The sequence below is a fragment of the Stenotrophomonas hibiscicola ATCC 19867 genome (assembly GCF_000382065.1).
GTDB lineage: Bacteria > Pseudomonadota > Gammaproteobacteria > Xanthomonadales > Xanthomonadaceae > Stenotrophomonas > Stenotrophomonas hibiscicola.
Genome location: NZ_KB907500.1, coordinates 562,830 through 586,839, shown reverse-complemented (window position 1 = coordinate 586,839; position 24,010 = coordinate 562,830). Strand labels below are relative to the sequence as shown.

Genomic DNA, 24,010 nt, shown 5'->3' with positions numbered 1-24,010 from the left:
AGCGCCTCACTTGCAGCGAGCGATGCAGTAACCGGTGTGCCGACCAACGGTCGGCACCTACCCGCTTCACCCTCAGCCCCTCGCCTACAGCGAGCGGCTGATGGTGAAGCTGCCGAACACCGGCGATTGGCGCTGGCCGTTGAATTCGCGCGTGCTGTGGTAGCGCGCGGCAGCGAACTTCCAGCGGCCGTACATCACCGCCACGCCGTACCCGCCGTAGGCCACCACATGGCGCTTGTCCACGCTGTGGCTGTTGCGGAAGGTGTTGCCATCTAGCGTGATGTCGCGGATCACCCAGGCAGCGTCGGAGGTCGCGAACAGGTGCCAGGACCACCCGCTTGGGCGGCCGCCGCGGGTCGGCGCCGTGTTCTCACCTGCCGGGCGCAACGGCGTGCTGCCGAAGTCATCCGGCAGCTTCCAGCCGAAGCGCACTTCACCGCCCAAATTGGCCTTGGTTTCCAGGTTGCCGATCGACCCGCCGTAGTGGCTGATCGCGTCCCAACCCCAACCGTCGGCATTGACGCTGGCATCGCCCGGCCAGCGGCGCATGCGCTCATGGGTCAGCATGAACAGTGGTTCGTTGTGCAGCTGGTTGTCCCAACCCTTGAATTTCTCGTCGCCCAACACTTCATGCACGGCATTCTGCACCTGCTTGCCCTGCGCCCACGGGCCGACCACGCCCAGTGTCAGCTGGGTGGTCTGCAGGCGGTTGCCGCTGCGCGCATTGAAACCGAAGTTTGCGATCAGCACGCCGGCGTAAGGGCGGTCGTCCTCGATCAGGTCCCTGCGGCTGAAATCGGTTGGGGTGAAAATCCCCTGGCCGATGCTGAAGATCATGTTCTGCTGTTCGAACCTGCCCGGATGCAGCCCTTCCAGGTACCGGTTCACCCAGCGCGCCATGCGTGGCAGGCAGGGGTCGTCGGTGTAATCGACCAGATTGGGGGAGACCAGGGTCAACAGCGCACCGTTGGTATAGCCCTGATCCTGGTGGCGGCCGCCGAACAGGTCGTTGTCGACGCGGAAATTGACCTGCGGCGGATGGTCGCGCATCGCGTCCGGGCCACATTGTTCGGCCGCCTGGGCGGCAAGCGGGAGGGCAGCAGCCAGCAGGCCGTACAGGCCGAGGGCCGCAAGGCGGCGGTGGGAAGGGGGACTCATTGGGAGGGCTTTGTTCTGTCTGTCGTTATATGCCGCGACACGGTACTCGCGGGGACGTGACGGAACGAGCGCGTTCGAATCACTTGTCTGTTCCGAAAACGACATTGTCTCGTGAGGACAATTCTGAACCCTCCTGTAGCGGGCTTCGGGGCAATGACCAATGCTGAACGTCTGTTCAGCTGCAACGCAGCGACTCACCAGTGCGCCCTTTGACGTTGATGAATACTCTTGGGTTTGTTGCCCTGCGGCCCGATAATGGCTCCATGGAAATCAAGTCCGACAACCCCGACCACGGCTTCCAGTTCCCCGGCCAGTTCGAGCTCAGCGCCATGGGCCCGGCCAACCGCGGCCTGGAACATGAGCTCCCCCGCCTGCTGCTGGCTGCCGGCATCGATGTGGTCAACGAACGCATCAGCTGGAAGCACTCCTCCAACGGCAAGTACGTCTCCGTCCGCATCGTGTTCAAGGCCGAAAGCCGCGAGCAGTACGACCTGGCGCACCAGGCGCTGCGCGACCACCCGGAAGTGAAGTGGACGCTGTAGCCGACAGCTGCCCGGCCGAAGCCGCCCCGGAACACCGCGCGCCGCGTCCGGCGGTGGTCCGTGACCTCGGCCGCCAGGCCTACGAGCCGGTATGGCGCGCCATGCAGCGCTTCACCGACCAGCGCAGCGACAACGATGCCGACGAGCTGTGGGTGGTCGAGCACGACCCGGTGTTCACCCTGGGCCAGGCCGGCAAGGACGAGCACGTGCTGGCACCGGGTGAGATCCCGGTGCTGCACGTGGACCGAGGTGGCCAGGTGACCTACCACGGTCCCGGCCAGATCGTGGTCTATCCGCTGCTGCGCCTGCCGCGGCTGGGGATCGGGGTCCGCGACTACGTGTGCCGCATCGAGCAGGCCCTCATCGATACGCTGGCCGAGTGGAACATCGGTGCCGAACGCCGCGAGGGCGCCCCGGGCGTCTACGTCGGTGGTGCCAAGATCGCTGCGCTCGGCATCCGTGTGCGGCGCGGCTGCACCTTCCATGGACTGGCCTTCAACGTGGCCATGGACCTGGAACCCTTCCACCGCATCAATCCCTGTGGCTATCAGGGGTTGCAGGTGACCTCGGTAGTAGACTTGGGCGGGCCCTCCGGCATGGAGGCCGTCAAGCCGGTACTGCTGGAGCACCTGGCCCGCCAGTTCGGCCTGCTGCTCCAGCCCACGCACGAACTGCCCGATCTTTCTGCGGCCGCCTGACCGCTCCCGGAACTGCCATGACTGAAACCACCGCCCGTTCCATTCCCCTGCAGATCGTGCAGGGCGACTCCCCATCCGCCGCGCCGTTGCAGGCCGGGGTCAAGCAGCTGGGCGGTGACAAGATCAACCGCTCGCCGGTGCAGTTCGCCGACGCGCCGGTGCTGCGCAAGCCGTCATGGATCCGCGTGCGCATTCCCTCGGGAAATGCCGTGCAGAACCTGAAGGCCAAGCTGCGCGAAAACCGCCTGGTGACCGTATGCGAGGAAGCCAGCTGCCCGAACATCCACGAATGCTTCGGCCATGGCACCGCCACCTTCATGATCCTCGGCGAGGTCTGCACCCGCCGCTGCTCGTTCTGCGACGTGGCCCATGGCCGCCCGAAGCCGCCGGATGCCAACGAACCGGCCAGCCTCGGCCAGACCGTGGCCGACATGGGCCTGAAGTACGTGGTGGTGACCAGCGTCGACCGCGATGACCTGCGTGACGGCGGTGCCCAGCACTTCGTCGACTGCATCACCGCCATCCGCGAAAAGTCGCCGGGTACCCGCATCGAAGTGCTGACGCCGGACTTCCGTGGCAAGGGCCGCATGGAGCGCGCGCTGGAGATCCTGGCGCAGAACCCGCCGGATGTGTTCAACCACAACATCGAAACCGTACCGGACCTGTACCGCAATGTGCGCCCGGGTGCGGACTACCAGTGGTCGCTGAACCTGCTGAAGAACTTCAAGGCGCAGCACCCGGGCGTGCCGACCAAGAGCGGCATCATGCTGGGTCTGGGCGAAGACTTCGAACAGATCAAGGCCACCATGCGCGACCTGCGCGCGCACGATGTGGACATGATCACCATCGGCCAGTACCTGCAGCCGACCGCGCATCACCACCCGGTACTGAAGTACTGGACTCCCGAGGACTACAAGGCGCTGGAGGACTACGGCTACGAGCTGGGATTCAGCCACGTGGCCTCCGGCCCGATGGTGCGCTCGTCGTACCACGCCGACGTCCAGGCCAAGGGCGCCGGCATTTCCTGACACCCTGCCGGTGGGTGGGAGCTACTTCTCCTGTGGGTGCGGACCCTTGATCCGCACACCTCTGCCTGCCGTGGAGCCGAGCCCATGCTCGGCTGCTTGCTGCCGGCCAGCCGAGCATGGGCTCGGCTCTACATGCATTCACAATTTGCTACACCGGCCCGGCTAGGCTGGTTTTCCACCGAGCGCGGCCGGGTGACAAACCCGGCAACTTTCGGCACTGTCGTGGTGTCTTAACACCCCGCAGTCTCCCCCTTGGCAAGGCGCCTTCGAGCACGTCAATGAAATTCAAAGCCCCCGCATTCCTGATGGCCCTGGCGCTGGTGGCGCCGCTGGCGCTGGCGGCCAAGGCCGACTCGCCGGCATTGCCCGCTGCGGTAACCGCCGATCAGGTGACCACCTCCAAGCTGGTGTACGGCCTGCTGTCCGACAGCCGTTATGCCTACCGCCCGCGCGCGCTGGACGAGGCCACGTCCAAGGACGTGTTCAAGCGCTACCTGGAGACGCTGGACGGCGGCAAGCAGTACTTCACCCAGGCCGACGTGGCGCGCTTTGCGCCGTTCGAAGCCAACATTTCCTCCGCCATTCGCGGCGGCGAGCTGGAGCCGGCATTCCAGGTGTTTGCGGTCTACAAGCAGCGCGTCGGCGAGCGCGTGGCCTACGCGCGCAAGCTGCTCAAGCAGGAACCGGACTTCACCACCGACGAGCGCTTCGAGTACGACCGCAAGAAGGTGCCGTGGGCCGCCAGCAGCGCCGAGCTGGATGAGCTGTGGCGCAAGTCGGTGAAGAATGACTGGCTGCGCCTTAAGCTGGCCGGCAAGAAGCCCGATGACATCCGCAAGACGCTGGACAAGCGCTATGCCACGCTTGAAAAGTCGGTCAACGAGCTGAAGGGTGAGGATGTCTTCCAGTTCTTCATGAACGCCTACACCAGCGCTGTCGATCCGCACACCGACTACTTCACCCCGCGCACCGCCGAGAACTTCAACCAGGCGATGTCGCTTTCGCTGGAAGGCATCGGTGCGCAGCTGCAGCGGCAGGACGACATGGTGGTGATCCGCGAGATCATCGCCGGTGGCCCGGCTGCAGTGGATGGCACGCTGAAGCCGGGTGACCGCATCGTCGGCGTCGGCCAGGGCAAGTCCGGCCTGGTCGAGGACGTGATCGGCTGGCGCATCGACGACGTCGTGGCCAAGATCCGCGGTGCCAAGGATACCCAGGTGAAGCTGGAATTCATTCCGGCCGCCGAGGGTGCCGACGGCAAGCACCACACCCTGGTGCTGACCCGCCAGAAGGTGCGCCTGGCCGAACAGGCCGCGAAGGGAGAGACCATGACCATCCCGGCCGCCAATGGCGAGCCGGCACGCAGGATCGGCGTGATCAAGCTGCCGACCTTCTACCAGGACTTCGAAGGCCGTCGCCGCAATGCGGCCGACTACGCCTCGGCCACCCGCGACGTGGCCAAGCTGCTGGCCGGCTTCAAGAACGACAAGCTGGACGGCGTGGTGCTGGACCTGCGCAACAACGGCGGCGGTTCGCTGGATGAAGCCATCGAACTGACCGGCCTGTTCATCGAGCAGGGCCCGGTGGTGCAGGTGCGCGAGTCTGGTGGCCGCGTCACCGTCAACAGCGACCGCAACCAGGGCGTGGCGTGGGATGGCCCGCTGGCGGTGCTGATCAACCGCGGTTCGGCCTCGGCCTCGGAAATTTTTGCTGGTGCCATCCAAGACTACGGTCGTGGCCTGGTGATCGGTGAAACCAGCTTCGGCAAGGGCACCGTTCAGAACATCGTCGACCTCGACCGTTGGCCGAGCGGCGAGACCCAGCGCTTTGGCCAGGTCAAGCTGACCATCGCCCAGTTCTTCCGCATCAGCGGCAGCAGCACCCAGCACAAGGGCGTGGTGCCCGACCTGGCCTTCCCGGCCAGTGTCGACGCCACCGAGTTCGGCGAGAGCACCTACGACAACGCCCTGCCGTGGACCCGCATCGCCGCCGTGCCGCACACCCAGTACGGCAACTTCGCGCCGCTGCTGCCGAAGCTGGAAACCCGCCACGACGCACGCATCGCCACCGACAAGGAGTTCCAGTGGTGGAACGAGGACGTGGAACAGTTCCGCACCGAGGCGGCCAAGAAGTACATCTCGCTCAACGAGGCCACGCGCCGCGCCGAGCGTGAGCGCCAGGATGCCCAGCGCAAGGAACGCCAGCTGCAGCGCAAGGAGCTGGGCCTGGCCCTGGACCCGCTGGCCGATGACAGCAGCGATGACGGCCTGACGGGCAACGAGCGCGACATCGTCAAGGACGCCGCGCGCGAGAAGGCGGCCGAGAAGCGCCCGGACCCGCTGCTGCGCGAGTCGGCGTCCATCCTGGCCGATGCGGTGAACCTGCTGGCCAACGACCGCCCGCTGTCGGCACAGGTGCTGCCGCAGTCGACCGGCGCCGGTCGCTGGGCGGACTGAGCCGGACACGGTATGTGATACCCGAGGGCCGGCATTGCCGGCCCTTCTGCTTTTTTCGTGCATGAACCGGCTGCAAACGGGGCCGCCTGACGCGGGTGCTTTCGACCTGCCGCACACAGCAACGGGGCTACCCTTGCCGGTACCGTCCTCGCAGGAGCACCCATGCGGTCCTCCCTCGTTTCCAGTGCTGTTGTGGCGCTTGGCAGCGCCCTGATCCTGTCGGCCTGTGGTGGCCGTGCCGCCGACAGCACGCTGCTGCGCGAATCCTTCGATTCCGGCGACACGTTCTCGCGTACCGTCGATGGCCGCCCCGGCGATGCCTGTGAAGCGGCGCGACGCACCCTGCTCAGCCAGGGGTACGCCATCGCCCGTGCCGATGACGCACAGGTGGAAGGCAACAAGAACTTCCAGCCGCGCGAAGACGACCATGAGCAGCTGGTGCTGCGCATCTCCTGTGCGCCCCGGGGCGATCAGGCGTTGGTGTTCGTAAGCGCCGTGCAGGACCGTTATGCGTTGAAGAAGAGCCCGACGTCCGCCAGTGTCGGCGTCGGTGCACTGGGCTCGGTATCACTGCCGTTCGGCAGCAATGACGATTCGCTGGTGAAAGTGGCGAGCAGCACGGTTACCGACGCCGATTTCTATCGCCGTTTCTTCCAGCGCCTGCAGCAGTACCTGCCACAGGCTGCGGGCACGCCACCGCCGCCACCACCCGCAGCAGTTCCTGAGCCCGCGCCGGTCCGCACGGACCAAGGGTGAACGTGCACGGCTGGCTGATGGGCGCGGCCCTGTTGCTCGCGCCTGTGATGGGCGTGGCGGCCACAGCCGGCGACTGCGCCCAGGGGCTGCTGCTGCAGCTGGGCTGGCGCTTCGACGAGGCCGCGCTGAAGGAGCCGCAGGTGCATGGTGGCGCGGTGTGCACCCGTGCGTCGCTGGCCGAGGCGCAGGCAGCAGGCGATCTGCACGTGCGCTGGCCGGCGCACATGCCCACTGCTGCACGCCAGGCGCTGCTGCAGCAGTTGCTGGACGATCCGGCCACGATCTGCGCCTATGCGTTCCAGCTGGGGGCGGCCACGCAACGCGCCGCCTCGGCATTGCAGGCCAACACCCGCTTCCGCTTCTCCGGCCTGCAGATGGGCTGGATCGGTTTCGGCCTGCAGGGCCCGCGCGCTCAAGGCTGGCAGCGTACGCACAGTCTTGGCCGCGGTTTCGTTCCCAGCGCGGGCAACAGCAAGGCGCTGCAGGCGTTCTACAACGGTGCCGTGCGTGCCGAATGCGGTGTCGGCCGCCAGGTCGCGCAGCTGGCCACCCAGCGCGAGCTGTATGGCGATGCTGCCTTCGATACGGAGTTCTCTGCGGATGAGCTGTCGATCGGCACCTTTCTCGCCCTGCATGGGACCGACAGCATCCTGCTTGGCGCGCATGCCGGCGATTTCTTCGCCGATGGCAAGGCAGTGCGTACCTCGACGATGGGGCGCCAGGCGTTCGTCGGTGTGCCTGGTTTCATCGAGCATGCATACGACAAGGGCACGCTGGATGACCTGAGCAACCAGGCCGAGAACTTCGTGGTGGTCGACGTGGGCGAGGACGCTGCGCGGGCGCTGGCCACGCATGGCGGCCTGGCCTGGTACGACCAGCGCAACGTCGAACTATGGAAACTCGCGCAGGACATCCCGCGCACCGGCCAGCGCTACTTCGAACGCCTGCTGTTCGAGCGCGACCCTGAGGTGCGCGCGGCGCTTGCGCCGCGCTACCACGCCACGCTGGCACGCATGGACCGCCTGCTGGACGATCCGTTCTACCAGCAGTTCGTGATCTATGTGCATCCGCGCGGTATACGTCCCATCGGCTACCACATCGCCCGCCTGCTTGACCGCAACCCGCGAACCCCCTTTTCGATCGACCTGGCGGTGCACAATCTGCATACCACGCTCTACCGGCGTTGGCGCGAGGCGCAGCTGCGCCACTGCGCGGCTACCGGCAGGCCAGGCAGCCTGACCCTAGACCCCAACTGAAGGTGAAACAATGGATATTGCAATGATCGGCCTCGGCCGCATGGGCGCCAACATGGCCCAGCGCCTGCATCGCGGCGGCCACCGCGTGGTCGGCTACGACCCGGGCGAAGGCGCCCGCCAGCGCGCCGCCGAGGCCGGCCTGGAGGTGGTTGATTCGCTGGCCGCCGCGGTGGCCGCGCTGCCGGTGCCGCGCGTGGTGTGGCTGATGGTACCGGCCGGCGAAACCGTCGACCAGACGCTGGGCCAGCTGACCCCGCACCTGGCCGAGGGTGACATCGTCATCGACGGCGGCAACTCCAACTATCAGGACTCGATCCGCCGCGCCAAGGCGCTGGCCGAGGACGGCCTGGGCTACGTCGACTGCGGCACCAGCGGAGGCGTGTGGGGCCTGCAGGAAGGCTACAGCCTGATGGTCGGTGGCAAAGCGCCGGTGGTGGAGCAGATCGCGCCGCTGCTGCGTACGCTGGCACCGGCCGAGGACCGCGGCTGGGCGCGTGTCGGCCCATCCGGCGCTGGCCACTTCACCAAAATGGTGCACAACGGTATCGAGTACGGAATGATGCAGGCTTACGCCGAAGGCTTCGCGCTGATGGAGCGCAAGCAGGAGATGGAGCTGGACCTTGCCCAGGTGGCCGAAGTCTGGCGGCACGGCAGCGTGGTGCGTTCGTGGCTGCTGGACCTGAGTACCGAAGCACTCAAGCGCAATCCGTCGCTGGATGGCATCGCGCCGTATGTGGAGGATTCCGGTGAAGGCCGCTGGACCGTCGCCGAAGCCATCGCGCTGGACGTGCCGGCCCCGGTGATCACCTTGTCGCTGCTGGAACGCCTGCGTTCGCGCGAATCCAACTCGTTCACCGACCGCCTGCTGTCGGCGATGCGCAACGAGTTCGGTGGGCACGCCATCAAGAAGTCGTAAGCAATCGGGGTCGGACCCCTTTCCGCAGGAAAGGGCGCTGACCCCCATGGCGCCAGGGGCAGTCGAGCATGGCTCGACTCTGCAAAAGCATTTTCCGATTGTTTGCACGTCATCCACGCATGGCGTGGATCTACTGGCAGATCGCGGGAAAGTGCCGAAGGCCAGGTGGGGGCGGTTGCGGGGGTGTCTGCGGCATGGATGCCGCGGCCAAGCCTCCAGGGACGGATTTACGGCGTCCCCCGCAACCCGACCCACCCCGCCATCCCACGGATAGCCGGCTTTTGCTGTTGAGGTTGCCGGCCAGCGGCCGGCACTACCGCTTCTGCGGGTGCAGGGCGCAGCCCTGCCGATCACCCCAACGCGATTCGCCGCCCTTCGCGCGCACTGTCCATGCCCGCCTGCAGCAACCGCATCAACTGCAGTGCCTGCACCGGGCTGACCGTAGCTTCGCCGTCGCCGTGCATCGCCGCGGCGAACTGCGCATACAGCCGCCGGTAGTCGCCAGGCAGGTTGTCCACCGTCGTGCGCTGCACGTTGTCTTCGGCATCGCAGCGCACCAGCTCACCATGCCGCGGATCGATACCCCAGCCTGGCGCACCGGGTGCCACACCGCGGCGCAGCTGCGCCTCCTGCACGTCCAGGCCGTGCTTGATCCAGCTTGCCTTGCTGCCATGCACGCTGAAGTGCGGGGTCTGTGCCGCGACCAATGAACCGGAATGGAGGATCGCGCGATGCCGCGGGTAGTGCAGCACGGCGTGGAAGTAATCGATGCCGCTGCCGCCTTGGCGCAGCACGGCAAGATCCGCATCGATCGCCTTGGGCCAGCCGAACAGCACCAGCATCTGGTCCAGCACATGCGGACCCAGGTCGTACCACAGGCCACTACCGGGCCCGTCCTGCTCGCGCCAGCGATCGCGCACCTGCGGCCGGTAACGGTCGAAATGCGCATGGCACTCGACCACGTCGCCCAGTGCGCCTTCGGCCAGCAGTGCCTGCAGGGTGAGGAAATCCGCATCGAAGCGCCGGTTCTGGAACACGGTGGCGATGCGGCCGGCGCTGCGTGCCGCAGCCAGTACCGCTTCGGCTTCAGCGACATCCAGTGCAAACGGCTTGTCGACCAGCACGTGCTTGCCGGCGGCCAGCGCCGCGATTGCAAGCGCCGCGTGCTGCGCGTTCGGTGTGGCAATCACCACTGCGTCCACGGCCGGATCGTCGAACACGTCCTGCGGCATCGCACGCACGTGCACGTCGCTGAACGCGCGCAGCAATGTGTCGCGCTGCGAACTGACGATGCTGTGCAGCGCCAGCCCGGGTGTGTGCTGGATCAGCGGCGCATGGAAGACGCGGCCGGCGACGCCGTAGCCGATCAGGGCCAGTTGCAGGTCGGGGCGCATGGCAGAGCTCCGGCTGTGGGAAGGGCAGGGTATACGACGGGTGGTGGCAGGCCAAACTGAACCGTTGCCCCAGGGAACAGTCCGATTCACGGCGGCATGACCGCAGCGCCACGCCTGCTCTACGGCGGCTTGTCCAGACTGGCAGCACATCCCGAAGGAGTACGACACGATGAGCAATACCTCCCGCACACTGATTGCTTCTGCCTTGACGCTGGGCCTGGCGCTGTCCTCCTCGGCTGCATTTGCCAAGGATCCCGCTGCCAAGAGCCCGCCGACCAGCAGCCATCCGGCCACGCATGCTGATCGCCATGACTCCAATGAGCCTGTGACCGATACCTGGATCACCACCAAGGTGAAGGCCGACCTGCTGGCCAGCAGCAACGTTCCGGGCACGGAGATCAAGGTGGAAACCGTGAACGGCGTTGTCAGCCTGAGCGGCGCGGTGGCCTCCCAGGCCGAGAAGGACAAGGCGGTTGCCACTGCCAAGGGCATCAAGGGCGTGACCCGCGTCGATGCCGCTGCACTGAAGGTCAGCACTGCTGCCAAGCGCTGACCTGGCGGAGTGGGCGCCCCGGTATGGGGCGCCCACTCCCGCGTGAAGCCGAGCCGTGCTCGGCTGCCGTTGGGTTCCAGTCGACCGTGGGCTCGGCCGTACAGCGCCGAAGTACCAGCCGTTCAGCCAGCGGCGCTGGAAACTCCAGAGTTTTGACCCGCCTGCGCTATATTGCCGGTTCCGCCGCACTGGGGCCGGGTACGGCCCATGCATTGCGGCCGTGTTGATGAGGAACTATGGCGCTGGTTTTCAGTGATGACATCTGGGACCGCTGGCGGATGCCCGCCCTGGCGCTGGCCGCCGCAGCGATCATCGTGGTGCCGTGGTTGACACTGCGCCACCTGCAGCAGGACAGCGAAGATGCGATGGCCTGGGTCAATCATACCCAGGCTGTCGGCGTGGCCTTGCAGCAGCTGCAGGCCGATGTACGCGATGTCGAATCGGCCGCGCTGACCCTGTCCAAGGGCGTGGACGCGCCTGGCCTGCGCGAGCGCATGGCCAAAGCCAATGAACTTCCCGGTCGCCTGGCTGAACTGGGCCGGATGACCCGCGACAATCCTGAGCAGCTGATCCGCATCGGCCGCATCGAGTCGATGCTGGAAGGGCGCATGGCGCTTGCCCGCGAACTGGCAAAGTCAGAGCCCAACAGTGACCAGCGCGAGCTGGTGCAGGACCTGAGCACGCGTTATCCGATCCGCGGGCTGGTGGAGGAACTGCAGGCCAGCGAGCAGAAGCTGCTGGCACAGCGCGCCGAGCAGGCCGCCCGCCAGCGCAAGCAGACCGAGTTGGTGTCGTGGAGTTCGCTGGTGGTCCAGCTGGCGTTGCTCGGCCTGGTGCTGTGGCTGCTGCAGCGGCAGATCGGCCGCCGCCTGCACGCCGAGCGGCAGTCATTGCGTTCGGCCGCGCGTGCAGCGTCGGTGCTGCAGACGGTGCGCGAGCCGATCGTGCTGCTCGACCGCGATCTGCGCGTGCAGCTGCACAATCCTGCTTTCGCCGAGCTGTATGGTCTGCAGGATGAGCGCGCCGAGGGCCTGGTGCTGGATAACGTCGGCAACGGTGCGTGGCAAGACCCGGTGATGCGCCAGCGACTGTCCGATGTGCTGCTGCGCGGCCGGGAACTCTGGGACTTCGAGCATGAACAGCGCACCGCCGATGGCTTGGTGCGCTACATGCTGCTCAACGCGCGGCGCATGCCGCTGCCGGACACCGATGACGAAGTGGTGTTGCTCACGGTCAGCGACGTCACCGTGCAGCGTGCGGTGCAGCTGCGTGTGGAGGAACTGAACCGCCAGCTGGAAGGCAAGGTTGCACAGGTGTCCGAGGTCAACAGGGAACTGGAAGCCTTCAGTTACTCGGTCTCGCACGATCTGCGGGCGCCGCTGCGCCACGTGGCTGGATTCTCCGACAAGCTGTCGCGCCATCTCGGCGATGCGGCCGATGACAAGAGCCGCCATTACCTGGAAGTGATCTCCAGTTCGGCGCGGCGCATGGCCGCGCTGATCGACGACCTGCTGGTCTATTCGCGGCTGGGCCGTGCGGCAATGCGGCACCAGGCGGTGGACATGCAGTCGCTGGTGGCCGATACCCGCGCCATGCTCGATTCCAATCTGCAGGCCGAGGCTGAGGCCAGCGGCCACGTGCACCAGGTGGAGTGGAACATCGCGCCGCTGCCGATCGTGGTGGGTGACGAGAACATGATCCGCCAGGTCTGGCTGAACCTGCTTGGCAACGCGGTGAAGTACTCGGGCAACCGCGAACCGGCGAAGATCCGCGTGGATTACCAGCCCCAGCCCGACGGCGGCCATCAGTTCACGGTCAGCGACAATGGTGCAGGCTTTGACATGGCCTATGCCGGAAAGCTGTTCGGTGTGTTCCAGCGCCTGCACAAGGCCAGCGACTACCCCGGAACCGGTATCGGCCTGGCCAGCGTCCGTCGCGTGCTCACCCGCCATGGCGGCCGTATCTGGGCCGAGGCCGAACCGGACGTCGGCGCCACCTTCCACTTCTACCTGCCCCCCGCGACCGACGCGGACAAACAAGGTCCCTCTGCATGACGACTCTGCGCACCATTCTTCTCGCCGAAGACAGCCCGGCCGATGCCGAAATGGCGATCGACGCCCTGGAAGAGGCGCGTCTGGCCAATCCCATCGTGCACGTCGAGGATGGCGTGGAAGTGATGGACTACCTGCTGCGCCGCGGCGCCTTCGCCAACCGCGAGGAAGGCCTGCCGGCGGTGCTGCTGCTGGACATCAAGATGCCGCGCATGGACGGCCTGGAAGTGCTGCGGCAGATCCGCGAGCACGAAGAACTCAAGCGCCTGCCGGTGGTGATCCTGTCGTCCTCGCGCGAGGAAAGTGATTTGGCCCGCAGCTGGGACATGGGGGTCAATGCCTACGTGGTCAAGCCGGTGGACGTGGACCAGTTCTTCGGTGCGGTGCAGACCCTGGGCAAGTTCTGGGCGTTGATCAACCAGGCACCGGAACTCGAGTGAGCCCATGCCCCTGACCGGTCCTGCCCTGGGGGCGCTGCGCATCCTGCTGGTGGAGGACTCACCGGAAGATGCCGAGCTGATGTCCGAACAGATGCTCGATGCGGGCCTGGACGCTCGTTTCGAGCGCGTCGAGAGCGAGGCGGAGCTGCGCCAGGCACTGGCCGCGTTCCAGCCGGACATCGTGCTGTCCGACCTGAGCATGCCGGGGTTTTCCGGTGATGATGCGCTGCGCATCGTGCGCGAGACGGCGCCGGAAGTCCCTTTCATCTTCGTCTCCGGCACCATGGGTGAGGAGAACGCGGTGGCGGCGCTGCAGAAAGGCGCCAACGATTACATCATCAAGCACCAGCCGGCGCGCCTGCCGTCGGCGGTGGCGCGTGCGATCCGCGATGCCCGCAGCGCCGTAGAGCGCGCACGGGTGGAGACCGAACTGATGCGCGCGCAGCGCCTGGAAAGCCTGTCGCTGCTCGCCGCCGGCCTCAGCCATGACCTGCGCAACATCCTGCAGCCGCTGCTGATCATGCCGGACCTGTTGAAGGCGCGTACCGACGATCCGCAGTTGCACCACCTGGCCGACGTAATTGCCGAGTGTGGCCGCCGCGGCCACGAGATGGCCGAATCGATGCTGTCGTTCGTGCGCGGTTCGCGCAAGCCGAGCGAGCGTATCGAGATCAAGGGCCTGTTCGATGCGGTGGCCCTGCTGTTGCGCAGCAACGTGCCCGATGCCGTGCGCCTGGAACTGCAGGTGCAGGACGAAGGCCTGGTAGTGGATGCGAACTACACCGAACTGCAGCAGGTCATGCTGAACCTGGCACTCAATGCGATCCAGGCGATGCCCAACGGCGGCCGACTGAGCCTGACCGCCAGCCATGCCGGCCAGCGCGATGGCGTGGACTGGATGCGTATCTGCGTTGCCGATGAAGGCATTGGCATGGATGCGGACACGCTGTCGCACCTGTTCAATCCATTCTTCACCACCAAGGCAGATGGCACTGGCCTGGGCCTGATCTCCTGCAAGCGCATTGTTGAGGGCGCTGGTGGCAGCATCCATGTCAGCAGCCAGCCGGGACAGGGCACCTGCTTCGAACTGCGCCTGCCGATGCACGAGATCATCGACGGCAGCGAGCCGATCGAACAGCTGGTGGCCTTGGGTAGCGGCCAGTCGATCCTGGTGGTCGATGGGGAAGCCACGCGCCTGTCGCTGCTCGGCAACGCGCTGTCCAGCCAGGGCTACCAGCTGCAGTTGGCCTCCGATGGCCCGGCGGCGCTGCGCTGGATGCAGCAGGAGGCAATGCCGGCGCTGGTGATTGCCGATGCCGGCTCCAAGCTGCTGCCGGCCAGCCAGCTGCTGGGCGAGATGGCTGCGCTCGGTTACCGCGGCCCGGCGCTGGTGCTGGAAGACCCTGCGGTGCCGGTCTCGGCCGACGCCTTCCCGGCCGGAGTGGAGGTGCATGTACTGCACAAGCCGCTGCAGATGCAGCAGGTATTCCGCGCCGTGGCAGAAGCGCTGGGCTGATGCCCCGGTAGCGCCGGCCGCTGGCCGGCATCCCTGTGTGCTGGTATCAACGCGGTCGCCGGCCAGCGGCCGGCACTACCGTTCGTCGGTTTCCCAGGGGAACCGCGGCAGGGCGTCCACCGCCTGTTCCAGGCGCCGTGACCAGTTCTGGTGGATATCGGCATACAGCGCTGAATCCGCGCCCAGCCGCAGTTGCCGACCGATACGCAGTTCACCGTCGCGCAGCAGCGCCAGGTCGATCGGCAGGCCCACCGACAGGTTGGACCGGATGGTGGAGTCCAGCGAGACGATGGCCGTGCGCGCGGCGTCCTCCAGCCGCGTGGTCGGGCTGAGGATGCGATCCAGGATCGGCTTGCCGTACTTGGATTCACCGATCTGCAGGTAGGGCGTCTCCGGCGAGGCGGCAATGGCGTTGCCGAGCGGGTAGATCATGTACAGCCCGGGCCGCTCGCCGGCGATCTGGCCGCCGAAGATCAGCGTGGCCTGGGTGTTGACCCCGTCATGGCCGTGTTCGCTGTGGCTGCTGTGCACCTGGCTGTCCACCAGCAGCTGACCCACATACGCGGCGGCTTCGAACAGGTGAGTCATGTCGCGCAGGTTGGGCACGCGCCGCTCTGCGGCGTCGCGGCCCAGGCGCGACACCAGCAGCTGGGTGGTGGCCAGGTTGCCAGCCGCCATCAGCACGTAGGCTGCCTGGCCGGGATATTCGAACACGTGCAGCTTGCGATGCACGCGCACATCGTCCAGCGAGGCATTGGTCCGGGTGTCGGCAGCGAAGACCAGGCCCTCGTCCACCTCGATTCCAACGCAATAGGTCATGTCGGTGCCCTATCATGTGCGTCCCGGATTGTAGGCAGGCCGCCGTGACGACGGCATGTCCACGCCCCCATCGCTGCCACCTGAACCGCATGACGACCGTGCTCCTGAGCCTGGGCAGCAACGTCCAGCCCCGCCGCTACCTCCACGCCGCGGTGACGGCCCTGCGCGAGCGCTTCGGCGCGCTGCAGGTCTCGCCGGCCTACCGTACTGCCGCGGTCGGCTTCGATGGCCCGGCCTTCCTCAACAATGCGGCGGCGATCGAGACCGATCTGCCGCTGCAGGAACTGGACGACTGGCTGCATGCGCTGGAAGACGCGCACGGCCGCGATCGCAGCGGGCCGCGCTTCTCCGACCGGACCCTGGACATCGACGTGGTGTTCTACGGCGACCTGGTGGTGGAAGGCCCCGGCCACCTGCGCATTCCGCGCCCGGAACTGAAGCATGCCTTCGTGCTGAAGCCGCTGGCGGACATCGCGCCGGGCTTCATCGACCCGGTCAGCGGGCAGGACCTGGCCACGCTGTGGCGGGCGCACGCGCAGTTTGGCGAGGCGTTCGAGGTGGTGGACCTGGAATGATCGGTTGTTGTTGCCGCTGCGCTCGCCGGGCATGGCCCGGCGCTACCGGTGGTGCCGGCCGCTGGCCGGCAACATTTCAGCTGACGGTGCGCCCACCATCCACGCGCAGGGTGTGGCCGGTGACGAAGCTGGCTTCGGCCACCAGCCAGTACACCGCTTCGGCGATCTCCTCGACCGTGCCGATCCGCGCCAGCGGCGTGCGCGCCAGCAGCGCCTCGCGCGCGAAATCGTCCTTGCCCTGTTCCGGCCACAGGATCGCACCCGGCGCCACCGCGTTGACCCGCACCTTCGGCGCCAGCTCCAGTGCCAGTGCGCGGGTGGCCATCTCCAGCGCGGCCTTGGCCATGGTGTAGGCGATGTGGTCGCGCATCGGATCGGTGCCGTGCAGGTCGGTCAGGTTGACGATGCAGCCCTGCTGGCGGCGCAGGTAGGGCGCCGCCGCTTGTGACAGCAGCAGCGGCGCACGTGCATTGACTGCATACAGTGCGTCCATCGCCTCGGCGGTGACCTGGCCGAGCGGGGTGGGGAAGAAGTTGGAGGCGTTGTTGACCAGCGCGTCCAGGCGGCCGAAGTGGGTGACGGCCTGTTCCACCAGGTCGGGCAGGGCGTCGGCGTCACGCAGGTCGGCCTGCAGGGCCAGCACGCTGCCCGGCCGCACATTGTCGAAATCGAACGCGGCCTGCTGCAGTTCGGCGCTGGAGGTGTTGGCATGCAGTACCACCGACCAGCCACAGGCGTGGAACTGGCGGGCGATGGCCGCGCCGATCCGGCGCGCGCTGCCGGTGATCAGGACCACGGGGTGGGTATCGCTCATCGAGGGTCCTCCAAGGCTCAGCTATCCTGTGCACATTGTCACCGCATTCGAACACGCCATGCAGCCCACCTTCCCCCTGCCCGAAGCCGATGCCCTGGCCCACAGCGACCAGCTGGCGGCCGCCCTGCGTGCTGAAATCCTCGCGCAGGGCGGGGCCATGCCCTTCTCGCGCTTCATGGAGCTGTGCCTGTACACCCCGGGCTGGGGCTATTACAGCGCCGGCGCCAGCAAGTTCGGTGGCGGCGGTGACTTCACCACCGCGCCCGAGCTCGGCAGCCTGTTTGCCGGCAGCGTGGCCAATGCGCTGGCACCGGTGTTCGCCCAGCTCGGCGCGCAGGCGCGGATGCTGGAGCTGGGCGGCGGCACCGGCGCCTTCGCCGAGGCAGTGCTGCTGCGCCTGGCCGAGCTGGATGCGCTGCCGTCGCGCTACGCCATCCTCGAACCCAGTGCCGATCTGCGCGAGCGCCAGCAGCAGCGTCTGCAGCAGAACCTGCCGGCCGAGCTGGCCGCGCGCGTGGACTGGGTCGACCGCCCGTTCGACGAGGACTGGGAAGGCGTGGTGTTCGCCAACGAGGTGATCGACGCGCTGCCGACCCCGCGCTTCCTGATCCGCGATGGCGAGGTCTACGAGGAAACCGTCGAGCTGGACGCCGAAGGCAATTTCATCCGTGGCGCGCAGCCGGCCGACATCCTGCTCAACGGTGCGGTGCGCCATATCGAGCGCTACCTGGAAAAGCCTTTCGCCGAGGGCTACCGTTCCGAAGTGTTGCCGCAGCTGCCGTACTGGCTGCAGGCGGTGGCTGGTGGCATGCAGCGTGGTGCGATGCTGTTCGTCGACTACGGCTACAGTCGCAGCGAGTTCTACCAGCACGACCGCGACGAGGGCACCGTGCGTGCGTTCTACCGCCATCACGTGCACAACGACGTGCACCGCTGGCCGGGCCTGCAGGACATCACCGCGTCGGTGGATTTCACCGCGATGGCCGAGGCCGGCATGCACGGCGGTTTCGAGCTGGCCGGCTACTGCAGCCAGGCCAGCTTCCTGCTCGGTAACGGCCTGGACCAGGTGCTGCTGCTGGCCGAGGAGCGTACCGACGAGGTCGGCCGCATCCAGCTGCGCGACCAGGTAAAGAAGCTGACCCTGCCGACCGAGATGGGCGAGCGCTTCCAGGCCATCGGCCTGCAGCGTGGCGTCGACTTCGAACCGGCCTTCGAGCTGGGTGACCTGAGCTGGCGCCTGTGAGCGAGGCGTTGCCGGCGATCAAGCCGCTGCGGCGGCCGCGGTTGTGGGCCGGGCTGTGGGCGACGGCAGTACTGCTGGTGATCGTGGTCTGCCTGATTCCACCGCCGCCGATTCCGTTGCCGGAAAACAGCGACAAGGGCGAGCACTTCGTCGCCTACTTCATCCTGGCCGGCAGCGCCGTGCAGCTGTTCCGCCGCGGCAGGCCGCTGCTGTGGGTGGGCGTGGCCCTGGTGTTGATGGGCATCGGCATCGAGTTCGCGCAGGGCGCACTGACCAGCAACCGCATGGCCGACCCGATGGACGCCATCGCCAACACGGTGGGCGTGCTGGTCGGCATGGCCACGGCCCTGACCCCGCTGCGCGACGTGCTGCTGCGCTGGCGCGGGTGAGGTTCCTGTAGAGCCGAGCCCATGCTCGGCTGCCTTTCAACCGGAAAGCCGAGCATGGGCTCGGCTCTACAGTAGATCCACGCCATGCGTGGATCCGGCCGCAAAGCGCCAACCAAGGTTGGCACCTACCTGAGTGTGACCTCATCCAGCACCCACATCGCCGGGCGCGTGTCGCCGGTGAAGTTGATGCACAGGTCACCGGTGCCCTGCGTCCCCTTCGGCAGCGCCGCACGCAGCGTCACGAAGCCATCGGCATCGGGCGTGGCCGGCAGCGGTACTTCGGCCAGCACCTTGCCGCTGCAATCTCCGCGACGCACCTGCATCTCGCCATGCGCGCGCCTCGCTTTTTCGAAGCGACGCTTCGGCTCGTCGTGGGCCAGCTGGAAGTAATAGGGGATGCGCCCGGCACGGACTTCCACGCTGCCGACGCCGTCCAGCTGCGCCTGCGGCCAGCGCCAGCAGGGCTGGAAGATATCCACGTTGAACACCGCGCGGTTTCCTTCGCGCGGGCCATCGTCCTCCAGGCGCAGCACCAGCCCCTTCTTGCCCACGCAGCTGAGCAGCTCATCGCTGCGGCGGCTGAGCAGCGATTGTGCGCTGAACGCGGCGACCGTCGGCTTCGCCGCCAGCGTCTGGCCCTGGTAGAACGCGGCGGCCTGCACGGTAGCGGGCAGCTGCGCGGTCAGCGGCTGCTGGTACAGCGGCGACTGCGCCGTCACCGGCTGGCCATCGGTGCTGTAGCGCACTTCATAGCCCAGCGGATTGGCCAGCGACACGGTCACCGTGTTGGCGGCGCGGTTGTTGGTGTAGTCCACGCCCACTTCGAACGGGGTCTGCGCGTAGGCCAGGCCCCAGGCGCGGTAGCGCTGCAGCTGCGCGGGCAGGCGCGCGAGGAAATCGCGGAAGTCGCGATGTTCCGGCGTGCTCCAGCCGGTCTCGGCCACTGCCGCCAGGCGCGGGAACAGGTTGTGCTGCAGGCGTGCGTAGGTGCGCGTGTGCTCGGTGAACATGTTGGCCTGCAGACCGAGAATGTGCTGGCGCTTGTCGGCCGCCAGCTGGGCCGGCACCGGCTCGTAGTTGTACAACTTGCCGAGGTTGACCTGGGCCGGGCGGCCCGGCGGTTCGTTCGGCGAGGCCGTCTGCAGGTAATCCAGATAGAGGTAGCCCACCGGCGACATGACCACGTCATGGCCAGCACTGGCCGCGGCCAGGCCACCTTCGGTGCCCTGCCACGACATCACTGTGGCCTGCGGTGGCAGGCCGCCTTCGAGGATTTCATCCCACCCGATCAGGCGCCGGTCGTGCTTCTCCAGGAAGGTCTCCAAGCGCTTGATGATGTGGCTCTGCATGGCCATTTCATCCTTGATGCCCAGCGCACGCATGCGCTGCTGCACCTGCTTCGACGCTTCCCACTGGTCCTTCACCGCCTCGTCGCCACCGACGTGCACGTACCTGGCCGGGAACAGCGCGATCACTTCTTCCAGCACGTTCTCGAGGAAGGTGACGGTGCTGTCTTCCACGTTGAACAGGTTCGGGAACACGCCCCATTCGCTGATCGGCTTCAGCGGCGTATCGATGGTGCCCAGCTCCGGATACGCGGCAATCGCAGCCGTCGCGTGGCCCGGTACATCGATTTCCGGAATCACCTGGATATGCAGCTTGGCGGCATAGGTGATCACTTCGCGGATCTGCTCCTGGGTGTAGAAGCCGCAGTACGGATGCTCCTGGCCGCTGACCGGATCGATGCCGCCATCACCGGCCGGCAGGCGGCAGCTGCCCATGTCGGTCAGCTTCGGGTAGCGCTTGATCTCCATGCGCCAGCCCTGGTCATCGGTCAGGTGCCAATGGAAGGTATTGAGCTTGTGCGCGGCCATCGCATCGAGCACGCGCTTGATCTCGTCCAGGCTCTGGAAATGCCGTGCCGAGTCGAGCATGAAACCGCGCCAGCTGAAGCGCGGCGCGTCCTGGATCTGCACTGCGGGAAGCACGCCGTTGCTTCCGCCCGTGGCCAGCTGGGCAAGCGTGGTTGCGCCGTAGAACAGGCCGGTTTCGTTGCCGGCCTGGATCACCACGCCCTGCGCGGTGCTTTCCAGCGTGTAGCTCTCGCCGCTGTCACGGAAGGTGGGCACGATCTGGAAGCGGATGCCGCCCGGGGCGGCTGCCGTCTTGCCCTTGGCCGGCGTAAGGCGCGGACCGCCACTGCGCGCCAGCAGGTCGGCGAACTGGGTGGCGACGCGCTGCGCGGCTTCGCCTTCGGCGTGCAGCGCGGTATCGGCGCGTACGGTGATGCCGCTGCCCTGGCCGCGCTGCACGGTGGCTGGCGCGGGAATCAGCATCAGGCTGCCGGTGCGTAGCTGCGGGCCGGGTGCTTCGGTGGCCGGCGTGGGATCGGCGGCCAGCGCCGGCAGTGCCGGCAGCAGGGCAATCAGGCTGCCCAGCAGCGCGCTGCGCATCCGGGCGCGGGAAGGCTTGACCATCGGAACGACTCCTTGGAACGGTGCGATGAACGCTATACATGAAAAACGCCGGGCCCGGAATGACCCAGGCCCGGCGTGCGTGCACGACTCGGCGATGATGCCGCCGCTGGATCAGTACTTGAAGCGGAAGTTGAGGTAGTACTGGCGACCGTTCTCATAGAACGCGCTCGGGATCGAGGCGCTCTGGTAGTACTTCAGGGTCGGGTTGTTGAGGTTCAGCGCATCGAAGCTCACGCTCATCCAGTCGGTCGCCTTGTAGCTGAGCGACAGCGACAGTGTGCCGAAATCATCCTGGTAGTACGGGCTCGCGCCCTTTAGACCGATCAGGAACGAGGACCGGTAGGTGTAGCTGACGCGCGCACCGAAGGTATCATTCTCGAAGTAGGCACCCACGTTGTAGGTGTTCTTCGAGGTACCCAGCAGGTTGTTGCTGCCGTCTTCCCAGGTGTGGGAGGTGCTGCCGTCGGCGTAGGTGTAGTTGGCGTTCAGGCCGAAGTTCTCACCCAGCGGCTGTTCGTAGGCGAACTCCATGCCGTAGACCTTGCCGTCGGCGTTGACCGGCACGGCGACCTGATAGGCCTCCAGCTGGTTGCTCAGCTCGCTGTACAGCATCTGGGTCTGGGTGCCGAAGGCCACGTAGTCCTTCAGGTTCATCGAGTACGCGCCCAGCGACACCAGGCCGCGCGGCATGAAGTACCACTCCAGGTTGGCGTCGAAGTTGGTCGACAGCACCGGCTTCAGCTTCGGGTTGCCGCCACCGCCGACCTTGGTCAGGTCCGAACCCCAGGACGATGCGCCCAGTGCCGAGAAGTCCGGCAGGGTCTGGGTCTGCGACGCGGCGAAGCGGAACACCAGGTCATCGGCCAGATCGAACTTCAGGTTCGCGCTGGGCAGGATGCGGTCGTGCTTGTTTTCGAACGACAGCGCCTTCCATTTGCCGAACAGGCTGCTGACGTCGGCGTTGGCGATATCGCTGACCGCCTGGTAGGTGTCGATGTCCTGCTTGATGTTGACGTAGCGCAGGCCGACGTTGCCGCTCCAACGGTCGCCGCTGAAGTTGGCCTGGACATAGCCGGCGAAGTTCTTTTCGGCCACCTTCCACTCGGCGCCATAGTTGTGGCGACCGGTCGGGCCGTCATTGCCGGCCAGCCAGGTGGAGTTGTTGAGCACTGCGTCCTTCAGCGCACCGGGGGTGTAGTACCAGATGTTGCGCGGGAAATTGCCGCCGATGCCGCCGGCGAAGCCACCCGGGAAGCTGCCGGTGGGGGCGCCCTTCAGTGCGTCCCAGATCGCGCCCGGCGTTGCGCCTTCCGGCGACAGCGCCTCGCGCTTGTGGTCGGCATAGCGCACGCCGAAGTCGAGCGAGTTCAGCACGCCGCCATCGTTGAAGTACTGATTGAAGTCCGCCGTGAACCACTTTTCCTTGTCTTCGGCAGTGACTTCCTGGTTGCCCCAGGTGCCGAAGCTGGTCACGCCGTTCGGGCTGATGTCGCCGCCGACGTTCCAGTCCACCGGCGAACCGTTGCCGTGGGTGGTCCAGTTGGCGCCGCCGCCGTCAGCCACGGTCACTTCCGCGATGAACTGGCGCGGCGTGGTGCCGGTGCCCTTGGTGCTGCCGGCCTGGATCTTGGCGTTGAGGCTGTCGTTGATCTGCCAGTCGGCATCGAGGGTGATGTAGTTGCTCTTGGCGGTGGCCTCGCGATAGATCATGTCGTACACCGCGTACGGCGTACCGGCGACGCCTGCGAAGTTGGCGTTGGTCAGCACGCCATCCTTGACCACATAGCCTGGCAGCGGGGCCTGGCCCGGGCGGGTGATCACGCCGGCGTCGTCCTTGTCGTCGCCCATGATCTTGCTACCCCACAACATGAAGTTGCGGTTGTAGTTGTTGGCTTCCATCTTGGAACTGAAGCCTTCCAGGCCCAGCGTCAGATTGTCGGCCGGCTTGAACTGCAGTGAGATCAGGCCACCCTTGCGCTCGCGGGTCTGCTCGAACAGGGTCGAGCCGAGCAGGGCGGGCGCATAGACACCGGCCAGGTCCGGGTTGGACTTGGCTACGGTGCCGTTCGGGTCGATCTTGAAGAAGCCCGACGGGATTTCCTGCGCTTCACGACGCAGTTCACGCTTCTGGCTGAACCCCTGCACCATCACGCCGAAGGTGCCGTCGTCGTTCTTGTAGTTGAACAGGCCCGACAGCTGCGGGTCGGTCGACTTGGCCTGGTCCGAGCGCACCGCGCCGATCGAGGCTTCAGCGGTGATCTGCTTGGAAAATTCCAGCGGCTTGCGGGTGAGGATGTTGACGGTGCCGGTGGTGCCGCCGTCCTGCAGCTTGGCCTGCGAGGACTTGTTCACCTCCACCGAGCGCACCAGTTCCGACGGCAGCAGGGTGTAGCTGACGCTGCGGCCGACATTGCTACCTTGGCTGAGCACGAACCAGTCGGCCGAGCCGACGCTGTGGCCGTTGATCAGGGTCTGGGTCAGGCTCGGGCTGGTGCCGCGCAGGCTGACACGGTCGGCTTCGTCGAAACCGCCTTCATCGGCGCTGGACGAGCTGATGTTCACGCCCGGCAGGCGCTGCAGGGTATCGGCCACGTTATGCGCGGGCAGCTTGCCCACGTCTTCGGCAGTGACCACTTCCACGCGCGCATTGGCTTCGCGCTTGGTGTCCAGCGACTTTTCCATCGAGCCACGGATGCCGGTAACGGTCACGGTGTCCAGATCGGTGGCGGTCGGGGCCGCCTGCTGCGCGTGCACACTGAAGGCGATGCAGCTGACGATGGCGGCCGAAAGCAGGGTCTTGCGGGTGTTCATGATGTCTCTCCTCATCATTCGATTGGGTGCCGGCGGCGGTGTTCGGTTACGGTTGCCTTGACATGCGCGGGGCGGCGGCGAAGTCCCGCGTTGGCGTGCCACGTACTGCGTGCTGCGA

At 66.6% G+C, this 24,010-nt stretch carries 20 protein-coding genes; 14 read left to right on the top strand and 6 right to left on the bottom strand.

The window, feature by feature from the left end; all coding sequences use genetic code 11:
* Positions 1–84 precede the first annotated feature (84 nt).
* Positions 85–1,158 (bottom strand): lipid A deacylase LpxR family protein, encoded by a 1,074-nt coding sequence (locus G370_RS0111190; RefSeq protein WP_019660677.1) that lies wholly within the window; start codon positions 1,156–1,158, stop codon positions 85–87.
* Between the two features lie 263 nt (positions 1,159–1,421).
* Between G370_RS0111190 and G370_RS0111185 the strand changes: the two genes are divergently transcribed.
* From G370_RS0111185 to gnd, 7 genes are all read left to right on the top strand, one after another.
* Positions 1,422–1,700, top strand: a complete 279-nt coding sequence (locus G370_RS0111185) for a YbeD family protein (RefSeq protein WP_005411067.1) — start codon at positions 1,422–1,424, stop codon at positions 1,698–1,700.
* Entirely contained in the window at positions 1,688–2,398 is a 711-nt protein-coding gene (gene lipB / locus G370_RS0111180; RefSeq protein WP_019660675.1) for a lipoyl(octanoyl) transferase LipB, read from the top strand. The genes G370_RS0111185 and lipB overlap by 13 nt, the downstream gene beginning before the upstream one ends.
* A 17-nt stretch (positions 2,399–2,415) precedes the next feature.
* Complete coding sequence (gene lipA / locus G370_RS0111175; protein ID WP_019660674.1) at positions 2,416–3,426, top strand: lipoyl synthase; 1,011 nt, start codon at positions 2,416–2,418, stop codon at positions 3,424–3,426.
* A 278-nt stretch (positions 3,427–3,704) separates the two neighbouring features.
* Positions 3,705–5,882 (top strand): carboxy terminal-processing peptidase, encoded by a 2,178-nt coding sequence (locus G370_RS0111170; protein ID WP_019660673.1) that lies wholly within the window; start codon positions 3,705–3,707, stop codon positions 5,880–5,882.
* A gap of 162 nt (positions 5,883–6,044) precedes the next feature.
* Positions 6,045–6,638: a DUF2242 domain-containing protein gene (locus G370_RS0111165; RefSeq protein WP_019660672.1), complete on the top strand. Its 594-nt coding sequence runs from the start codon at positions 6,045–6,047 to the stop codon at positions 6,636–6,638.
* A 17-nt stretch (positions 6,639–6,655) separates the two neighbouring features.
* A complete protein-coding gene (locus G370_RS0111160) occupies positions 6,656–7,894 on the top strand; it encodes a hypothetical protein (RefSeq protein WP_026347090.1) in 1,239 nt (412 codons plus the stop codon).
* A gap of 10 nt (positions 7,895–7,904) precedes the next feature.
* Positions 7,905–8,810 carry a phosphogluconate dehydrogenase (NAD(+)-dependent, decarboxylating) gene (gene gnd / locus G370_RS0111155; protein ID WP_019660670.1) on the top strand — a complete coding sequence of 302 codons (906 nt, stop codon included), beginning with the start codon at positions 7,905–7,907 and terminating at the stop codon, positions 8,808–8,810.
* Positions 8,811–9,160: 350 nt separating this feature from the next.
* On the opposite strand, the gene G370_RS0111150 is transcribed toward gnd, so the two are convergent.
* Positions 9,161–10,204 (bottom strand): oxidoreductase, encoded by a 1,044-nt coding sequence (locus G370_RS0111150; RefSeq protein ID WP_019660669.1) that lies wholly within the window; start codon positions 10,202–10,204, stop codon positions 9,161–9,163.
* 169 nt (positions 10,205–10,373) lie between these two features.
* On the opposite strand from G370_RS0111150, the gene G370_RS0111145 reads away from it, so the two are divergent.
* The 4 genes from G370_RS0111145 to G370_RS0111130 all read left to right on the top strand — a co-directional run bounded on the left by G370_RS0111145 (position 10,374) and on the right by G370_RS0111130 (position 14,764).
* Positions 10,374–10,757: a BON domain-containing protein gene (locus tag G370_RS0111145; RefSeq protein WP_019660668.1), complete on the top strand. Its 384-nt coding sequence runs from the start codon at positions 10,374–10,376 to the stop codon at positions 10,755–10,757.
* A 236-nt stretch (positions 10,758–10,993) separates the two neighbouring features.
* Positions 10,994–12,811 carry a sensor histidine kinase gene (locus G370_RS0111140; protein WP_019660667.1) on the top strand — a complete coding sequence of 606 codons (1,818 nt, stop codon included), beginning with the start codon at positions 10,994–10,996 and terminating at the stop codon, positions 12,809–12,811.
* Positions 12,808–13,248, top strand: a complete 441-nt coding sequence (locus G370_RS0111135; RefSeq protein ID WP_005411057.1) for a response regulator — start codon at positions 12,808–12,810, stop codon at positions 13,246–13,248. The genes G370_RS0111140 and G370_RS0111135 overlap by 4 nt, the downstream gene beginning before the upstream one ends.
* Positions 13,249–13,252: 4 nt before the next feature.
* Entirely contained in the window at positions 13,253–14,764 is a 1,512-nt protein-coding gene (locus G370_RS0111130) for an ATP-binding protein (protein ID WP_019660666.1), read from the top strand.
* A gap of 75 nt (positions 14,765–14,839) precedes the next feature.
* Here G370_RS0111130 and G370_RS0111125 read toward each other — a convergent pair whose 3' ends face one another.
* The gene (locus G370_RS0111125; protein ID WP_019660665.1) at positions 14,840–15,583 is read right to left on the bottom strand and encodes a proteasome-type protease; all 744 of its coding nucleotides are present in this window, start codon (positions 15,581–15,583) and stop codon (positions 14,840–14,842) included.
* 89 nt (positions 15,584–15,672) lie between these two features.
* On the opposite strand from G370_RS0111125, the gene folK reads away from it, so the two are divergent.
* Positions 15,673–16,158 carry a 2-amino-4-hydroxy-6-hydroxymethyldihydropteridine diphosphokinase gene (gene folK / locus G370_RS0111120; RefSeq protein WP_019660664.1) on the top strand — a complete coding sequence of 162 codons (486 nt, stop codon included), beginning with the start codon at positions 15,673–15,675 and terminating at the stop codon, positions 16,156–16,158.
* A 76-nt stretch (positions 16,159–16,234) separates the two neighbouring features.
* On the opposite strand, the gene G370_RS0111115 is transcribed toward folK, so the two are convergent.
* Positions 16,235–16,972: a pteridine reductase gene (locus tag G370_RS0111115; protein WP_019660663.1), complete on the bottom strand. Its 738-nt coding sequence runs from the start codon at positions 16,970–16,972 to the stop codon at positions 16,235–16,237.
* A 58-nt stretch (positions 16,973–17,030) separates the two neighbouring features.
* Here G370_RS0111115 and G370_RS0111110 point away from each other — a divergent pair, with 58 nt between their 5' ends.
* Positions 17,031–18,215: a class I SAM-dependent methyltransferase gene (locus G370_RS0111110; protein ID WP_026347089.1), complete on the top strand. Its 1,185-nt coding sequence runs from the start codon at positions 17,031–17,033 to the stop codon at positions 18,213–18,215.
* The gene (locus G370_RS0111105; protein WP_019660661.1) at positions 18,212–18,604 is read left to right on the top strand and encodes a VanZ family protein; all 393 of its coding nucleotides are present in this window, start codon (positions 18,212–18,214) and stop codon (positions 18,602–18,604) included. Before G370_RS0111110 ends, G370_RS0111105 begins: the two co-directional genes overlap by 4 nt.
* 125 nt (positions 18,605–18,729) lie before the next feature.
* Here the strand turns inward: G370_RS0111105 and G370_RS0111100 are convergent, their stop codons facing one another.
* Positions 18,730–21,081, bottom strand: a complete 2,352-nt coding sequence (locus tag G370_RS0111100; protein WP_019660660.1) for a family 20 glycosylhydrolase — start codon at positions 21,079–21,081, stop codon at positions 18,730–18,732.
* 111 nt (positions 21,082–21,192) lie between these two features.
* Positions 21,193–23,892 (bottom strand): TonB-dependent receptor, encoded by a 2,700-nt coding sequence (locus G370_RS0111095; protein WP_019660659.1) that lies wholly within the window; start codon positions 23,890–23,892, stop codon positions 21,193–21,195.
* Between the last annotated feature and the right edge of the window lie 118 nt (positions 23,893–24,010).

What these genes read in the sequence shown, in the direction of transcription:
- G370_RS0111190 (WP_019660677.1), bottom strand. Translation starts at nt 1,158, where the DNA reads ATGAGTCCCCCTTCCCACCGCCGCCTTGCGGCCCTCGGCCTGTACGGC.
- G370_RS0111185 (WP_005411067.1), top strand. Translation starts at nt 1,422, where the DNA reads ATGGAAATCAAGTCCGACAACCCCGACCACGGCTTCCAGTTCCCCGGC.
- lipA (WP_019660674.1), top strand. Translation starts at nt 2,416, where the DNA reads ATGACTGAAACCACCGCCCGTTCCATTCCCCTGCAGATCGTGCAGGGC.
- G370_RS0111170 (WP_019660673.1), top strand. Translation starts at nt 3,705, where the DNA reads ATGAAATTCAAAGCCCCCGCATTCCTGATGGCCCTGGCGCTGGTGGCG.
- G370_RS0111165 (WP_019660672.1), top strand. Translation starts at nt 6,045, where the DNA reads ATGCGGTCCTCCCTCGTTTCCAGTGCTGTTGTGGCGCTTGGCAGCGCC.
- G370_RS0111160 (WP_026347090.1), top strand. Translation starts at nt 6,656, where the DNA reads ATGGGCGCGGCCCTGTTGCTCGCGCCTGTGATGGGCGTGGCGGCCACA.
- gnd (WP_019660670.1), top strand. Translation starts at nt 7,905, where the DNA reads ATGGATATTGCAATGATCGGCCTCGGCCGCATGGGCGCCAACATGGCC.
- G370_RS0111150 (WP_019660669.1), bottom strand. Translation starts at nt 10,204, where the DNA reads ATGCGCCCCGACCTGCAACTGGCCCTGATCGGCTACGGCGTCGCCGGC.
- G370_RS0111145 (WP_019660668.1), top strand. Translation starts at nt 10,374, where the DNA reads ATGAGCAATACCTCCCGCACACTGATTGCTTCTGCCTTGACGCTGGGC.
- G370_RS0111140 (WP_019660667.1), top strand. Translation starts at nt 10,994, where the DNA reads ATGGCGCTGGTTTTCAGTGATGACATCTGGGACCGCTGGCGGATGCCC.
- G370_RS0111135 (WP_005411057.1), top strand. Translation starts at nt 12,808, where the DNA reads ATGACGACTCTGCGCACCATTCTTCTCGCCGAAGACAGCCCGGCCGAT.
- G370_RS0111130 (WP_019660666.1), top strand. Translation starts at nt 13,253, where the DNA reads ATGCCCCTGACCGGTCCTGCCCTGGGGGCGCTGCGCATCCTGCTGGTG.
- G370_RS0111125 (WP_019660665.1), bottom strand. Translation starts at nt 15,583, where the DNA reads ATGACCTATTGCGTTGGAATCGAGGTGGACGAGGGCCTGGTCTTCGCT.
- folK (WP_019660664.1), top strand. Translation starts at nt 15,673, where the DNA reads ATGACGACCGTGCTCCTGAGCCTGGGCAGCAACGTCCAGCCCCGCCGC.
- G370_RS0111115 (WP_019660663.1), bottom strand. Translation starts at nt 16,972, where the DNA reads ATGAGCGATACCCACCCCGTGGTCCTGATCACCGGCAGCGCGCGCCGG.
- G370_RS0111110 (WP_026347089.1), top strand. Translation starts at nt 17,031, where the DNA reads ATGCAGCCCACCTTCCCCCTGCCCGAAGCCGATGCCCTGGCCCACAGC.
- G370_RS0111100 (WP_019660660.1), bottom strand. Translation starts at nt 21,081, where the DNA reads ATGGTCAAGCCTTCCCGCGCCCGGATGCGCAGCGCGCTGCTGGGCAGC.
- G370_RS0111095 (WP_019660659.1), bottom strand. Translation starts at nt 23,892, where the DNA reads ATGAACACCCGCAAGACCCTGCTTTCGGCCGCCATCGTCAGCTGCATC.